Below are 15,331 nucleotides of genomic sequence, written 5' to 3'. Positions count from 1 at the left end.
GCTGTTTTGCAACACGTACCTTACCGGTATCTCGTACCGCGCTTAAAGGTCGTATTTAGTTTACGTGATAATGACAGAAGTAATCTTGTAAATCTTATCGTCATAAAATCATCACGATGGAAAACATGCAACCTCAATCAGAAAGCATGTATACAAGCTATGAGCAACTTGCAAGCTATGAACGCTTATGAATAAGAGTTATGCCCTTGTAAGTGCGCAAGCACACGACGCACACATGCCATAACTCCGCGCCGTTTAACATAGAGCACCACCAAATCCTTAGATGAAAGCATACGCGTTCCTTGAGCACACGCGCGCAACTTTTGTAAAAGGTGCTGTTCGGGCGTAAATTTCAAAAAACCAAATGCAGAAGCACTCATCTGCATACCATCAAGCAAACAAGCAAGCTCTGCAGCAAACCTTGACCTGTTGTGTGGAGGCTCTTGTACAAGGTCAAAGAGCATAAAATCAAGGATCCAGCTTATAAGTTCTTTTTGGGCGCGCGGCATCCACGGTTTATGAATCCAATCATTGATGATTGACTTTACCACAAGCATATGTGCTTCAATTTTTTGGGTGTGAGCCTTCGCTTTATGTAAATCATGCGCAAACGAAGACGGACGCATGGTGTAAACATATAAATGATCTTCGATGAGGATCGTTTTTTGTGAGCGCGGATAGATATACATAAAAAATACCTGATCTTCGCCCAAACCAACTGCTTCGTCAAAATGCACATGTTCGCGTTGAATAAATGAAGCAGCAAGCGCTACACGCACACCAAAAGGCCGAGAATTGCTATGAAAAATGCAGGTGTTTGAATAACCGCTAAACTCACCCGCGCGAGGTGTCTGCAATTCGCGCATGCTTATAGGCGCACACGTAGCGGGCTCAACATCAAAACCAAAGGTAATAACCTCAGGATGCTTGTCTACAAACACATCTACGATACGCTCAATTGTATAAGGCTTATAGCCATCATCGGCATCAATAAACATCACAATATCGCCGGTTACTGCCTGAATTCCACGATTGCGCGCGGCGGATGGTCCTAAATTACGTTGATTGATAACCTTAAAGCGCGCGTCACGCGTAGCAAGTTCTTGCGCAATCTCTAAAGAATTGTCCTGTGATCCATCGTTGACACATATACACTCAAAGTGGGTATATGTTTGCGCACGCAGCGAAGAAAGCGTTTGGATGAGTGTTTCTGCCGCGTTATACACAGGCATAATAACAGATACCAAAGGCATACAGGAATCGTTTTGAGACGCGTATGACTGTTCATGTAACGTATTCATGAGCGTGCACGTCTTTCTTCTAGCGCAACAAAGATGCCAAATAAGCCAGCTAAACGAAGCGCAAACACAAGTTTAGAAAGCGTTGAATCATGACGCTTTTTACGAAGATTCAAATACTTTTGTGGATTGGATATAAGTTTTTTAACGTTAAGCGCTCGCCAGCGATCTAAGTGTTCATCAAAGGCAGGATCTTTTTCTGCACGCATGCAAAAATATGTTTTAAGTGCGCCAACAAATTCCAAAGCATGTTTATCATCAAGTCTGTCTAAATACCATAAACATCCATTTACGCAGGCTGTAAGAGAAGCTGTTTGCAAAAACGGGTTATGTGGAGCAAGCTTTTGTGCCAGGGCATCAATGCGATCAAACTCGGCTAATAACAAATCCTTTTTAGTAAGAGAGTGAATAGATGATGCCTCGCGATCCTGTCGATACATAATGATAGGAAAATCATCTACAACACAGCTTTGAGCACGCGCAAACACCTCAAAGCTAAACGACGTATCTTGAAAAGATGCTCCCGGCGTAGAAGAAAATCTGATGTGATGTGCTTCAATAAGCTCAACTCGCGCGTAAAGTCCCGACCAAAGACTTGGCATGGTAAGGAAAAATCGCAAATCACATGAAGGGTTTATTACACGATTATGCATTTGCACAGGAAACTGATTAACGTGTTGTGTGATGCCTGAGTTGCTCCACCACATCTTAAAGCCACAGTGAAGCGTATCAGGGTGATAGGTACGAGCAAGCTCGCTCATATGTGAAAGCGCACCCTCGCACATACAGTCATCGGATTCTAATATGGCAAGATAATCACCGCGCGCACGCTCAATACCATAATTAAGCGTTGCACCATAGCCCGAATTTTCTTTATGGAATGCCTTAAACCGTGCATCCTTGCGAGCGTATTCATCAACAATATCTTGCGAGCCGTCGGTGGAGCCATCATCTAACAAGAGGGCTTCAAAATCTTTAAAATCTTGTGACAATAGTGAATCTAAGCAAGCGCGAAGGTATTCATTAACATTATAAACGGGTATAAGAACAGATATAAACGGCATACATGTCCTTCTTTAATGGCGAGATTGTACACGATGTTTAATAAAGGTTGCCACACGCGATAACGCATAATTGAGGCCATAGTGCTTACATAACTTGTAGGTATCGCCCATAAGCGCACACATGTGTTGTTTTTGATTAAATGCAACGCGAGAGTTATTCATAAAAGAAGCATAGCGATTACGCGCCGCACGAGAGAGATACGGCATATCCTTAACAAGTTCAGGATCGAGCTGTTGATAAAGTTTGCCAATGTAATGAAGGGCTTTATCGTGATATACCTGGAGCGCGCCATGTGCAATAGCATCCTCAACATAGGCAAAGCCAACCGTATAAAGCCCTTTAAGGATACCTGCATCACAGATATTGAGCTCTTGGGCAATATCATGCATGTCTTGCCAGCGCATAAAAGGCAAATCAAGCGATTTAAGTGCAGAAGAAGATCCAGGAGCAAGATAGCGATAATGGTAGTATGCATTATCGGTATAAACAATTGAAGATGCAAGATTAAGCACTTTAAAGTTAAAAGGCGTATCAACCCAGCCAGCACCTGGAACTTCTTGGAATCGTATGTGTCTTTCATCCAAAAATGATTTTTTGTAAAGAGCAGACCAAATTGAAGGATGATGTTCAAGCAAACGAGGACAATCTTTAAGCACAAAGGGCTCAGAGTCTATACAAAGCTTTTTATAATAGCTGCAATGTTCAGTATGTTCAGAGGCAGTATCTGGATTAAACACGCACCAAAAAGACGATTTCACGATATCAGGAAACTGATAACGCGCAGCCAGCGCAAAGAGATCGTCATACATATGAGCATCTACCCAATCATCGGGCTCAAAAATTGCAAGGTAAGTCCCTCTTGCCTCAGATATACCCCTATTAACTGTTGCACCATATCCTTGGTTTTGCTTATCAATAATGCGTATACGCGCATCTTTTGCCGCAAACTCTTTCATAATCTCAAGCGATGCATCAGTTGAGCCATCATTAATGAGTAAAATTTCAAGATCACAAACATTGTTATTAAGCAGCGATGATAAAGCCTGCTTAAGATAGCGCTGGGTATTGTAGCACGGAACAATAACAGAGACGTCGCATGAAGTGCGCTTATCGCAGGCGAGTTTTTCGCTGAGAGTAGCAGTTTGGATATCCATAGTTATCGCTCCAACTTTTTGTATGCCGCACAAACTTCTGCTGCGGGACCTAACGCACGTTGCACACCGTGCTCAATCCAACACGCACGATTACATACACGCTCGATAAGTTCAATGGAGTGACTTACTAACAGAACGGTAACGTTATCAGATTCAACCAATTCGGCAATTCGTTGTTCACATTTTTGCTGGAACAAGAAGTCCCCTACCGATAATGTTTCATCAACAATTAGAATATCTGGCTCGGTAATAGTTGCAATGGCAAACGCAATACGCGCAACCATACCAGACGAATAATTTTTAAGTGGTAACTCAAGAAAGTCTTTAAGCTCAGCAAACTCAACAATCTCATCAAAGTGCTCATCGATGAACGACTTTTTATAGCCAAGCAGAGCTCCGTTAAGATAAATATTTTCCTTAGCAGTAAGCTCTTGATCAAAGCCGGCGCCAAGTTCGATAAGCGGCGCAATCGTACCTGTTACGCTACATGTTCCCCGACTTGCACCCAAAACACCTGCAATGATTTTAAGCATGGTAGATTTTCCCGAACCGTTAGTACCCACCAAGCCAAAGGCTTCGCCCTTTTTTACTTGAAAATTGATGTGATCAAGCGCTCTAAACTCCTTAAAACGCAGTTCACGACGGGCAAGCGCAATAAAATACTCTTTTAAGGAATTAAACTGTTCGGACGCTATGTTAAAAATCATCGAAATGTCATGCACGTCAATAACAGTTGGGGTATCTTGCGTCAAATCGGCAAGTGAAGGTTTAACTAAAACAGGTCTTGAACTCTTGTGATGAGAACCATAAACAAACCAAGTACTGATTGTTTGTTGGTCGTTATTTGGGTCAAAAACATCAACGGTTATAAGATAACGTCCATCGCAAGGAAGTTCAAAATCCCAAAAGGGAGCCTGCGTGATATCACCATTTGAACCGCATAAACCTTCATCCGCTAAAAACCAGTGGTACTGATAGCTAAACGATGACGGGTGAACTAAGTTGTCAGGATCAAAATTAAAACGTCCATACAAGTCTGGTGAAGTAGTTTGACCTTCAATTGGAATAGAGGTTGTAACACGCAGCTTATCTATTCCATCAGGCGAAACTATATGACATAGAATTTGTGCCTGCCACAAAGGTTGCTTGTTTGTAGCCGCTTTAGAAGAGTCAGCATGAGAAGGCTCACGTAAAGCGGATTGGTGAATATCAGTTTGTGTAGTAGTGTGCATAAAAAACTCCAAGTGTACGAGACACTGACTTTACTATTGTACGATATTTTTTTAGATCCTAAAAGAAACATCGTATTTGATACAACTCAATAATCAAAACTAAATGAACAGGATAAATCGCTTTTCATGCGTTGAAAAAACAAGCCATCCAATTACTAGAGAAATCAACGAACATACGATACAGGCAAAATTAAGCTCCAAAGAAGGCATACGGCCGTAGAGCAAAATTTCTCGAATAAAATTGACATAGTGATACATGGGGTTAATGATTTCAAGATTTTTAAACCATAAGGGCAAAATTTCTTCTGAATAAAAAAGCGGTGTAGCGTAGGTCCAAACAGTAAGAACAATAGTCCATAGATGCATAATATCTCTAAAAAATACAACTGCTGCTGAAAGCAAAAACGAGAGGCCAATGCAAAACGCGCCAACATAGACAATAAAAAGCGGAAGAAACAACGCAAAACCCGTAGGCGCAATACCAACAAAAATCATAACAACCGCAACAGCAATAAGTGAAAACGAAAAATTAACGAGCGCAAAGAAAACTTTTTCTATAGGAAAGACAAAGCGATTAATACGAACCTTTTTAATCAGCGACGCATTATCAATAATAGAATGCATGCCGTAGGTGGTAGAATCTGCCATCAGAGAAAAGGTAATATTACCTAAAATAATATATAAAGGAAAACTTGGAATTGACGACGAAGAAAACCGCAGCATGGCTGTAAAAACAATTGCCATAACAACCATCATGAGCAAAGGATTCAAAACGCTCCACAGCACACCTAAAACGCTGCGACGAAACTTAAGCTTAAAATCGCGCGACACAAGCTGCTCAATAATAAACCAATCCCTACTCCAAGGCTCTGACCACGTTTCTTTACGAATTTGTTCATGCTTTGTATCTTGCAAAACTACCCTCTTTAACCAAATGTGAATATAAATTTAGATATATGTTACCAAGACCCACTCTTAAAGGTAAATTGGATCTTGGTCTAATGGTAACATACCTCACGCATATTCATTTAAAAAAGAAAAGCCGCCAAAGGCGGCAATTCTTACGCTTACAGACTCAAGTTCCACTACACAAGAGCATTACTGCGACACAGGTGCGGGCTCGTTTGCCTGAGCAGAAGCGCTCACATCATGGTCATCAGCAGGTGCAGCCTTGTCTGAAGATGCTGGTGCAGATGCAGCCAGGCTTGAGTCTGAAGCTTTGTCCGAATCGGCGGGTGCCTTTTGTGTTTGTGCCGTTTGGACAGGTGAAGGATTGTTAGATTCCACAGAAGCGTTTGCAGGCTCAGAGACGGGTTCAGTAGAGTCTACAGAACTTTGTGCTTGAGCAGCTTCATTCTTTCGTACGACAAGCTTATCTTTTAAAAACGAATAGGTTGTGCCGTAAATTGTAACCGTACCATCATCATTAAAGATTGCAGCATGAACCGAGGAGTTAACCGGCAATGCAACCCACGCTGTTTCAAATTCATCCGTTGTCACACCAAGTTTTTGGCATACATCAGCCTCTACACCTTCAAAGGTTGCGTTTAAGTCTCCAATCTTAGTGTAGTCTTCAACCGTCAGATGGAACTGTTTGTAAATTGAAATATCTGAAACTCTTTGAGCAGCCGTGCCGTCACCATAGAATACCCAATAAAAAATCTTGTTATATTCTTCATCTTTAACAATACGCGAAGGTTTTTTAATGCTATTATCTACAAGCCAATCTCGTGCAGAATGTCCTGCATACTCTTTTTGAAATTCTCCATTATGTTCATCATGTGGCTGGCTTTCCGGATGATCAAAAAGCCACTTTACCGTTGCGACAACATCGCGGGCACTAATGTGCTTTGAAGCAAAATAGGCTGCATCTGCCTTGACACTTTTAATTACCTCTTCAAGTGTATGTGAGTGAATGTGCGGATTACCTGCCATGTGCCATGCATAAAAACGATTGGTTTTTGTATCATATGCTCTCATATACTTAAGATCGGCAAAAACCATGTCCAAATCAGCAAGAGAAACTTTGTTTTCGCTTGCCACATCGTTATAGTCAAATAGATCACCATCTTCAACTACAACGTTATCAACATTTTTATCGTACTCCCCTACAAACGCATGCGGGAACAAGGGACTAGGATCGGTATGTACCACATATTCATGACCGTCACTATCATATACATGCCAGTGATCCTCGTGCTTTAAAATCTTTACAATATTTTTACCCTTGATTTCATCAAGACCGCTATGTACCTCTACAAGACCTGGAATATTAGGAACAGACGAAGAACTTGATGAATTTGATGACGAACCATAAGAAGGCGTAACGCTGTAATCTTGTCCGCTACCTCCGTCAAATGCAGGATGCGTATATGATTCATGGTTATGAGAACCTGTATAGGTACCTATCGTAATATTTGGATAGTAAGAGCTGGGGTCGGAATACGTTATGAACTCACGACCGTCACTGGTATACACATGCCAATGGTTTCCGTGCTGTAAAATTCTAACAACTTGGACTCCCATATCACTGAGTTCGCTGTTGGACACAACTGAATGGACATCTTGAAGATCACTTGCGGTGTGAGCACGCGTAGGATCTTTGTAGGTGATAATTTCACGCCCGTCCTTAGTAAAAACGTGCCAGTGATCACCGTGTTTTATGATTTTTACAATATCGTTTGCATCAACATCAGGAGCATCAAGCAAAACATCTGTTGTGTTATCGTCTGCATATTTCGTAGTTTTCTCTTTGAACTCAGTTGGAGTTGTTATTTCTTGTTCAAGGTTTTGAGCTAATTGCCTGGTTTTTGCGGCTTCAACATCTGTTGAAAAAACACCATTTTGAACAGCAATTATAACACCCACCGCAGCTACACCTGCAATAACTGCTCCCAATGCAACCGAAGCCGTGTGGCTTGCAAAAAATGTTGCATGAGTACCAGCATTATTTGCCGATGGAGTTTGATTTTTTGAGGTTGAAGAAGAACTCATCTCAGGGTGTTTATCACTTATAGAACTCATAGATACGCCTTTCTAAATAACGCAAACTTTCATTTCAAACATACATAAGGTGAAACACATAAGGTGCTGCGAACAGTATCAACGACGGGATTTAGGAAGCACCAGTGATATCAAAAGTACAAAGGTTGCCAAAAGAACAATAACTGATCCCGGCATGAGATTGTATTCAAACGAAATGCACAATCCTGTATAAATAACAACTAACGAAATGCCTATTGCTACAAGTAAGGTGCATTTATAAGTTTTACAAAATTGCATAGCACAGATTGCAGGAATTACCAACAACGAAGAAACAATTAACGAGCCAATGGTTTTTGCTGCAACAGAAATACACAGCGCCACTAATAACGCAAATGAAAAATTAAGCGGAGCCTGATGTATACCCATAAGAGAAGCACTTGTTGGATCAAAAACACTTAAATACAGGCGTTTATACATAAAAATATAAACAAGACAAACAACAATTGCAGAAATGATAACCAAATAAAACTCAAAGTCATCAATAGTAATAATCGATCCAAAGAGATACGAGCTAATTGATTTGGAGTTCCCAATAAAACTCGTAAAAATACCAGCTAAACCAATTGAAGCTGCCAAGACAACAACTGTTGATATTTCCTGGTATGCCTTAAGACGAGAAGAAATAGCCTCAACGCTTAACGCAGCTACAACACACGCAGCAACCGATCCTAAAAGTGGATTAAATCCAAAACAAAGACCCACGGCAACCCCAGCAAGTGATGCGTGAGCAAGTGTATCACCCATCATAGAAAGTCGCTTAAGCGTTACTGGAAGTCCAATAAGCGGCAAAATACAGGCAAGAGCAGTGCCAACAATACATGCGCGCTGCATGAAATCATATGAAAGCATATCAATCACAAACACTTACACCCTCCTTCCATACATGCGCAGGTATTTCGTTGAGTGTTTTGTCTTCAAGCTTAACTACGCGCCCTACATAGTTGGCTAATTCGTGCACATGGTGCGTAATCAATACAACCGTTTTTCCACAAGAGCAAAGATGCTGAAGAAGCTCATATAATTCTTTAGAAAACTTTTTGTCAATGCCGCTGGTTGGCTCGTCCAATAAAATGAGCTTGGCGTCTTTGAGTAGCGCAAGCAAAATTCCTACGCGCTGAAGTTGACCACCTGATAACTCTGAAAGAGCCTGATCAAGGTGATTTTCAAGTTGAACAATTTTAAGCAAATCAACAACATCTTGCTGGACATGTAAAAACGAACGATGAATCGAAACAAGCTCTTTGATTGTTGTTGGAAAATTACGATATCCAAGCACAGAATTTTGAGAAACATAAGCAATTTCTCGATGATGATTGTTCTGAGAAATGAGGTCACCAAAAAGTGAAATGCTTCCATCTGAAGGGGACAAATTGCCCAAAATAAGATTCATAAGCGTAGATTTACCAGCGCCATTATCACCTATAAGGGCAAGAAAATCCTGCGGAAAGATATCAAGTGATGCATGCGAGAAAACAGGGGTATCTGCGTATGCAAAACTAATGTCGTTTATACTGCAAACACTATTCACCAAAAGACTCCATCAATGCATCAAGATTTTTTTCCATAAGTGCTAAATATCCCATGTTTACTTCATCGTCTGTAAGGCTTTCCATGGTATACAGCGAAGATGTTTTTGCTCCAGTTGAGCGAGCAAGCGTTTCGGCAACCTTGGGCGTTGCGGTACCCTCAAAAAAGATGGTTGTAATATTGTGCTTTTTTACAAAATCAGAAATAGTTGCAAGCTGTGCCGCCGTGGGCTCATCCTCAGGAGAAATACCAGTTACTGCTACCTGTTTTAAACCATAATCGCGAGCTAGGTAATTAAACGCCGCATGAGAAGCTACAAAATAGCGTCTATCTGCAGGAACCGTAGAAAGTTTGTCTTGAAACTTTGCATCCAATTGCTTAAATTCGGCAAGAGACTTTGCATAGTTATCTTTGTAATATTGCGCATTGTCAGGATCCATCGTAGCTAACTTTTGATAAATGGTATCAAGCTCTTCCATAGCATTTTTAATGCTTAACCACGTGTGTGGATTAACATTTCCATGTTCATGTCCGTGATTGTGACTATGCTCGTGTGTGTGCTCGTGTCCGCTTTTATCAGAATCCTTAGTATCATCTTTTACCACTTGATATTCATCTGATGATGCAGCATCGTGTAGGCCGTCTTCAGCAGGCTCTGATTTATGCTCTAAAAGCTCTAAACCTTGGCTAAGATCAAGAAATTTAGAATCGTCACCAACAGCGTTTTTTAAATCAGGGATAAAGGCTTCCATACCTGCTCCGTTATACACAAACAGATCAGCCTTACTCATGGTAGCCATATCTTTTGCTTTAAGTTCAAAATCGTGCGGCTCTTGGTTACCTTTGATGATCATTTTCACGTTCATTTTGTCGCCAACGATACGTTTGGTGAGATCATACACAGGAAAAAAGGTCGTATAAATTGTTTTCTTAGATGAATCATCGGTGCTTTCTTGAGTAGATGATGCGGTCTGTGTACCCTGTTTACCTTTACACGCCACCAGTGGCAAACTTAAACAGCAGGCCATCATAACAGCGCCCAAACCCAACATAAATCTCTTATTCAATGTTGCTCCCCAACCTTTATGCTCTTACCATATTCAGATATACGGTCAAGACCACATAAACGAATATGAAATCTGTTTTCATTTCAAAGGTACTATATCAGGAATCACACCGAATAAAGCCGAGATTTTTCTGCTGGCTAAATTGTTTACGATTTATTCATATTTGGAAATGGTTTTCATTTTCGAAAACTTGATAGTATATAGATCAAGAATAAAAAACGAGCCATGCACGCAGGCATAACTCGTTCATTGATTCACAGTCTTTGGAAAGCGTTAAATCAGCCAGCGAGCATGTTCTATATGAGAGCTAGGCCAGTTAGCATCAAAATCGCAATAGCAACTACCTCATAGAATTTCAGCATACCTTTTTGTGCAAAGCCCACCGCCTGTATCAGATTTTATAAGGACGCATCATACCAATGTCCAAAATTTGCGAACTAATCATGGAGGAATACGAAGATTTTTACATAATTCGACTTTTTTCTTAATTAAGGCTTGCACTTTTTGCAATTATTAGTCATTATTATCAACGCGCTAGTTGATGGTGGGTGTAGCTCAGTTGGCAGAGCGCCGGACCGTGGCTCCGGAGGTCGAGGGTTCGAGCCCCTCTACCCACCCCATCAGTTTTAGTGGGTCGTTAGCTCAGTTGGTAGAGCAGGGGACTCTTAATCCCAAGGTCGAGGGTTCGACCCCCTCACGACCCACCATTTTTAGCAATCTTTTAAAAGAAACAGTATTCCCCTTTAATCATTCCTCTCTCAAAACATGTATTTTAAACATAGACGTATTTATTCAAAGTTCGTCATTTACGGCATTTCAATACACATTACAACGTGTCATTCATTTATTTATGGAGAAAACTACCACATACAAAACAACGCCCTTGTAACGTATCTACAAGAGCGTTGTGACCATTGAACAAGCATCAACGAGAACACGTAAAAAGCTATAAGCCGCATGGAGCGGCTTATAGCCTTATAAAATCTTACGAATTATTTTTATCGTCAGCTTTTACCTGAGCTAATGCTTGCAAAGCTTCTTTGTTTGTAATCGGAGAAAACTTAATTGCTTGGCTCTTTACAGAGAATCCATCGTCCAATTTACCTTTATGAAGATTCTCGGTCTTGAATTTAGCCACACCATTGACAATGTCCAGTGTTACTTTATCCAATTCAAAATCTCCCCTACCAGAAAGGACTTTGGAATAGATAAGAGATTTGTTATCGTCACTCAGAGTAAAGCCACTTCTTAATCCACCTGCACCCGCAACTCCATAAGGAAGAGCTTCATCTGGTGTTAGAACTGCGTCGTAGTTGGCGTTAGGAGTGAAAATCTTTATAGACGATAAAGTTCTACCATTGGTGCCACCAGAATATGAAACTAAAAGCTGAGGCACTTCAGAGTTTCCAATATTTACAAGAGCATAAGAATACTCTTTATCATCTGTTGACCTCTTATCATCTGGAAGATAAAAAGCATAGGACTTAATGTTTTCTAATACCTTTTGATAGAGCTTTGCTGCTTTCTCACTCTTGCTTTCGGTTTTTGTCTGATTTGCAGGTTTTTTACCTTCTTCAGGTTTCTTTTCCTCAGGCTTTTTACCTTCTTCAGGTTTTTTACCCTCTTCAGGTTTTTTACCTTCTTCAGGTTTCTTTTCCTCAGGCTTTTTACCTTCTTCAGGCTTTTTACCTTCATCGGGTTTCTTTTCCTCAGGCTTTTTACCTTCATCGGGTTTCTTCAATGGCTCACAAGAAATGAGACCCTTTTCAGCATCAAATACACAGGTTAAATCGCCCAATTTTGGATCATGAACAACCGTCTTGCCTACAACCATTTTGTAGTCATCACCAAGGTACCAAAGTTTTCCATCAGGGGTTCTCAACATACCCTTAAGAAGACATCCATTTTTATCAACATACATCCAGTGGTTGTCATCATCTTTTACCCAGGTATCATAAATAAGACCTTTGTAATAATCTAGGTAGTAATCATGACCATTATCTGCAACTTTACCAGTTACCAACTTGTTATCTTTATCAAAGAACCACCACTTACCATCATCGGCACGATACCAACCCTTTACAAGGCAGCCCTGTTTATCGGTGTGCATCCATTTGCCTTGGGAGTCTTTAAGCCAACAATTACAAGCAAGACCGTTAAACTCGTCCATCCAATAGTCACGGCCTTTATCGGTAACTTTACCAATTTGAAGCTTGTGGTCAGCACCAAAGAGCCACCACTTACCATTATCAGCATGGTACCAACCCTTTAAAAGACAGCCACGTTTATCGGTGCGGAGCCAATTACCCTGGGAGTCTTTAAGCCAAGAATCATACGCAAGACCATTAAACTCGTCCATCCAATAGTCATAGCCATTATCGGTTACCTTACCAACTTGAAGCTTGTTATCTTTATCAAAGTACCACCACTTACCATTATCGGCGTGGTACCAACCCTTTACAAGACAGCCCCGTTTATCGGTGTGCATCCAATTACCCAGGGAGTCTTTAAGCCAAGAATCATACGCAAGACCATTAAACTCGTCAATCCAATAGTCATAGCCGTTATCGCTTACCTTACCAACTTTAAGCTTGTGATCCGAACCAAAGTACCACCATTTACCGTTAGGAGTTTTATACCAGCCCGTTGTAAGACAACCCCAATTATCGGTATACATCCACGATTTGTCAGCATTTTTAAACCATGTGTTGAACTGAAGACCGTTATATTCGTCTATCAAATAATCATGGCCTTTATCGGTAAATTCACCAACTTTAAGCTTGTGATCCGAACCAAAGTACCACCATTTACCGTTAGGAGTTTTATACCAGCCCGTGGTAAGACAACCCCATTTATCGGTATACATCCATGATTTATCTTCATTTTTTATCCATGTGTTGTACTGAAGACCGTTAGACTCGTCCATCCAATAGTCATAGCCTTTATCGGTAACGGTGCCAGTTAGCAGCTTACCGTCGTTGTCAAAGTACCACAACTTGCCATTTGACGTCTGAAACCATTGCTTAGCATATGTATTCTCAGAAATCTGATATTTCCAGTAAGTTCCCTCTTTAACCCAACCATAACCTTGGGCAAGAGCCGTGCTTGGTTGAGATAGTGAGCATGCAATACCCAAGCCAAGAACACAGCTTAAAGGAAGTAACAAAGACTTGCGCGCGACTTGTTGCTTAAAGAAACTACTCATAAAGCCTCCTTAATTGCTTTACATTTACGTATAGTATAAACCATGGGCACATAAAGACAATTACTATCATTAATCTTTATTTTTAAAATAATCTGAAAGTACCTCCAACTTTGAAGATGCTCTTCATGTTCACTCTAAAAATCTTTGTTATGGTATCGGTACGCACATATTATATAATTGTAAGCCTTTGGTATGGGCGGTCTTAGCGTATTTGTTTATTCGGAAAACCTTACATGTACGCACCACTCTTATAGTTAGTTTCGCTGTTCTTATGTGGATTTATAAAAATAGTCTTACAAGTGATGTCAAAGACGCTATGGCAGCAATAACCGCCTAAATTTTCGTTATTAGACGGTTATTGCTTTTTATTTGCCTTATTTTTTTTGCTGCCAATTAGATTTTGAAATGCTGCATAATACATTGGTTCCACCAGCACAACCTGTTATACCGCCAGTCGTGGAAGTTCCAAAGCCACCAGTAGTTCCGCCAGCGCAACCTGTCAAGCAACCAGAGAAGAAGCCTGTTGTACATTCGGATAAACCTATTGTGCCGCTTGCAAAGACTTCCGATATTACAAATATCGGACTTGGACTTCTCGCGTTTGCCACAGGTATAGGTATCACCTCGTGTGGTATTTATAATAAACGCAAAGAGCGTAGGTAGGAATTATATATGCCTGTTATGTAGGCATGTATAAAAAAAAAGACGGCAGTCACGAAATTTGTGATTGCCGTCTTTGCGTTACAACGCATAAATGCTGTTGTTATTTAGTTTATTCCCAGTGACCTTGCTCTGGGTGTTCAACAGTTTCAACTTTTTGTAAAGTTGTGTAATTAGCAGCTTCGCCTTTTTTCCACTTATGATCAGATTCATATTTTATATTTTCTTTCATTGAATCTAAAGCATATTTTCTTATTCTAAATTCAATATCAGCTTCTGCAGGTGTTAGATCGCATATACGTTTATTAAAATGGTTAGCTTTTCCAGTCAAGGATTGTTTATGTTTGTTCCACCATCTACGCATTGGTGTATCAATAATCCATTTGTAATCAGATGAGCCTTCACTTGCCTTGTGATCTATAATATGTCCGTTCATATATTTATCAATCGAATGGTGAATCTTTTCAGTCCATGCTGGTTTGTCTACAACCCAGCGTGTTGCGCCGTAAGGCTTGTGGTTCTTATCTGTACCTAAAATTTTACCAGTTGATGAGGAAGATGCCTGGTTTGTACTCTCAGAACTTTGAGTTTGTGACGGAGTTTCGCCTTCAGCTCTGGTAGCAACCCAGCCTTGGTTAACGTCTAATGTATAGATCTTACCGTTTTCTTTAAGCTCTCCTACTTTCATGGTGTAGTCATCATTGAAGTAGAACCAATTGCCGTTGGGAATTTTATACCAGCCTGTTGTCAGAATGCCCTTGTCATTGGTACGCATCCACGAACCATCGTCTGTTTTTACCCAACCGTTATACAGAAGACCTACATTCTCATCAAGCCAGTAGTCATCACCCTTATAGGATACTTTGCCTGTTACCATCTTGTGATCTTGGTTAAAGTACCACCACCTACCGTCAGGTGCATAGTACCAGCCTGTTGTCAGAATGCCCTTATCGTTGGTACGCATCCACGAACCATCGGCTGCCGTTACCCAACCGTTATATAGAAGACCTACATTCTCATCAAGCCAGTAGTCATCACCCTTATAGGATACTTTGCCTGTTACCATCTTGTGATCTTG

11 protein-coding genes, 2 tRNA genes and 1 pseudogene are annotated in these 15,331 nt (G+C 40.7%); 3 read left to right on the top strand and 11 right to left on the bottom strand.

Going from position 1 to position 15,331, the window contains the following annotated elements; genetic code table 11:
• Positions 1–185: 185 nt before the first annotated feature.
• The 9 genes from AC1DBT_RS00070 to AC1DBT_RS00030 form a co-directional block, all read right to left on the bottom strand.
• On the bottom strand, positions 186–1,301 hold the full coding sequence (locus tag AC1DBT_RS00070) for a glycosyltransferase (protein ID WP_480018102.1): 1,116 nt from the start codon (positions 1,299–1,301) through the stop codon (positions 186–188).
• Positions 1,298–2,362, bottom strand: coding sequence for a glycosyltransferase family 2 protein (locus tag AC1DBT_RS00065; protein ID WP_480018101.1), 1,065 nt, complete (start codon positions 2,360–2,362; stop codon positions 1,298–1,300). The genes AC1DBT_RS00070 and AC1DBT_RS00065 overlap by 4 nt, the downstream gene beginning before the upstream one ends.
• A 12-nt stretch (positions 2,363–2,374) precedes the next feature.
• Positions 2,375–3,517 (bottom strand): glycosyltransferase family 2 protein, encoded by a 1,143-nt coding sequence (locus AC1DBT_RS00060; protein ID WP_480018100.1) that lies wholly within the window; start codon positions 3,515–3,517, stop codon positions 2,375–2,377.
• Positions 3,518–3,519: 2 nt separating this feature from the next.
• The gene (locus AC1DBT_RS00055) at positions 3,520–4,749 is read right to left on the bottom strand and encodes an ABC transporter ATP-binding protein (RefSeq protein ID WP_480018099.1); all 1,230 of its coding nucleotides are present in this window, start codon (positions 4,747–4,749) and stop codon (positions 3,520–3,522) included.
• Between the two features lie 99 nt (positions 4,750–4,848).
• Positions 4,849–5,664 carry an ABC transporter permease gene (locus tag AC1DBT_RS00050; protein ID WP_480018098.1) on the bottom strand — a complete coding sequence of 272 codons (816 nt, stop codon included), beginning with the start codon at positions 5,662–5,664 and terminating at the stop codon, positions 4,849–4,851.
• Positions 5,665–5,847: 183 nt separating this feature from the next.
• The gene (locus AC1DBT_RS00045) at positions 5,848–7,773 is read right to left on the bottom strand and encodes a hypothetical protein (RefSeq protein ID WP_480018097.1); all 1,926 of its coding nucleotides are present in this window, start codon (positions 7,771–7,773) and stop codon (positions 5,848–5,850) included.
• A gap of 78 nt (positions 7,774–7,851) precedes the next feature.
• Positions 7,852–8,658, bottom strand: a complete 807-nt coding sequence (locus AC1DBT_RS00040; protein WP_480018096.1) for a metal ABC transporter permease — start codon at positions 8,656–8,658, stop codon at positions 7,852–7,854.
• On the bottom strand, positions 8,645–9,322 hold the full coding sequence (locus AC1DBT_RS00035; protein ID WP_480018095.1) for a metal ABC transporter ATP-binding protein: 678 nt from the start codon (positions 9,320–9,322) through the stop codon (positions 8,645–8,647). The genes AC1DBT_RS00040 and AC1DBT_RS00035 overlap by 14 nt, the downstream gene beginning before the upstream one ends.
• Positions 9,315–10,388, bottom strand: coding sequence for a metal ABC transporter substrate-binding protein (locus AC1DBT_RS00030; protein ID WP_480018094.1), 1,074 nt, complete (start codon positions 10,386–10,388; stop codon positions 9,315–9,317). Before AC1DBT_RS00030 ends, AC1DBT_RS00035 begins: the two co-directional genes overlap by 8 nt.
• A gap of 544 nt (positions 10,389–10,932) precedes the next feature.
• On the opposite strand from AC1DBT_RS00030, the gene AC1DBT_RS00025 reads away from it, so the two are divergent.
• Together AC1DBT_RS00025 and AC1DBT_RS00020 are read left to right on the top strand one after the other, a co-directional pair.
• Positions 10,933–11,008 (top strand) — tRNA-His (locus AC1DBT_RS00025).
• Positions 11,009–11,019: 11 nt separating this feature from the next.
• A tRNA-Lys gene (locus tag AC1DBT_RS00020) sits at positions 11,020–11,095 on the top strand.
• A 278-nt stretch (positions 11,096–11,373) separates the two neighbouring features.
• Here AC1DBT_RS00020 and AC1DBT_RS00015 read toward each other — a convergent pair.
• Positions 11,374–13,593 (bottom strand): N-acetylmuramoyl-L-alanine amidase family protein, encoded by a 2,220-nt coding sequence (locus AC1DBT_RS00015; protein WP_480018093.1) that lies wholly within the window; start codon positions 13,591–13,593, stop codon positions 11,374–11,376.
• 405 nt (positions 13,594–13,998) lie between these two features.
• Between AC1DBT_RS00015 and AC1DBT_RS00010 the strand changes: the two genes are divergently transcribed.
• Positions 13,999–14,256, top strand: coding sequence for a hypothetical protein (locus tag AC1DBT_RS00010; RefSeq protein ID WP_480018092.1), 258 nt, complete (start codon positions 13,999–14,001; stop codon positions 14,254–14,256).
• 109 nt (positions 14,257–14,365) lie between these two features.
• On the opposite strand, the pseudogene AC1DBT_RS00005 reads toward AC1DBT_RS00010, so the two are convergent.
• Positions 14,366–15,331 (bottom strand): annotated as a pseudogene (locus AC1DBT_RS00005) (hypothetical protein); the annotation flags it as partial.

It is taken from the genome of Fannyhessea sp. C0108B2 (assembly GCF_056583915.1).
This window is presented reverse-complemented; position numbering and strand designations above follow the sequence as displayed.

What these genes read in the sequence shown, in the direction of transcription:
- AC1DBT_RS00070 (WP_480018102.1), bottom strand. Translation starts at nt 1,301, where the DNA reads ATGAATACGTTACATGAACAGTCATACGCGTCTCAAAACGATTCCTGT.
- AC1DBT_RS00065 (WP_480018101.1), bottom strand. Translation starts at nt 2,362, where the DNA reads ATGCCGTTTATATCTGTTCTTATACCCGTTTATAATGTTAATGAATAC.
- AC1DBT_RS00060 (WP_480018100.1), bottom strand. Translation starts at nt 3,517, where the DNA reads ATGGATATCCAAACTGCTACTCTCAGCGAAAAACTCGCCTGCGATAAG.
- AC1DBT_RS00055 (WP_480018099.1), bottom strand. Translation starts at nt 4,749, where the DNA reads ATGCACACTACTACACAAACTGATATTCACCAATCCGCTTTACGTGAG.
- AC1DBT_RS00045 (WP_480018097.1), bottom strand. Translation starts at nt 7,773, where the DNA reads ATGAGTTCTATAAGTGATAAACACCCTGAGATGAGTTCTTCTTCAACC.
- AC1DBT_RS00015 (WP_480018093.1), bottom strand. Translation starts at nt 13,593, where the DNA reads ATGAGTAGTTTCTTTAAGCAACAAGTCGCGCGCAAGTCTTTGTTACTT.
- AC1DBT_RS00010 (WP_480018092.1), top strand. Translation starts at nt 13,999, where the DNA reads ATGCTGCATAATACATTGGTTCCACCAGCACAACCTGTTATACCGCCA.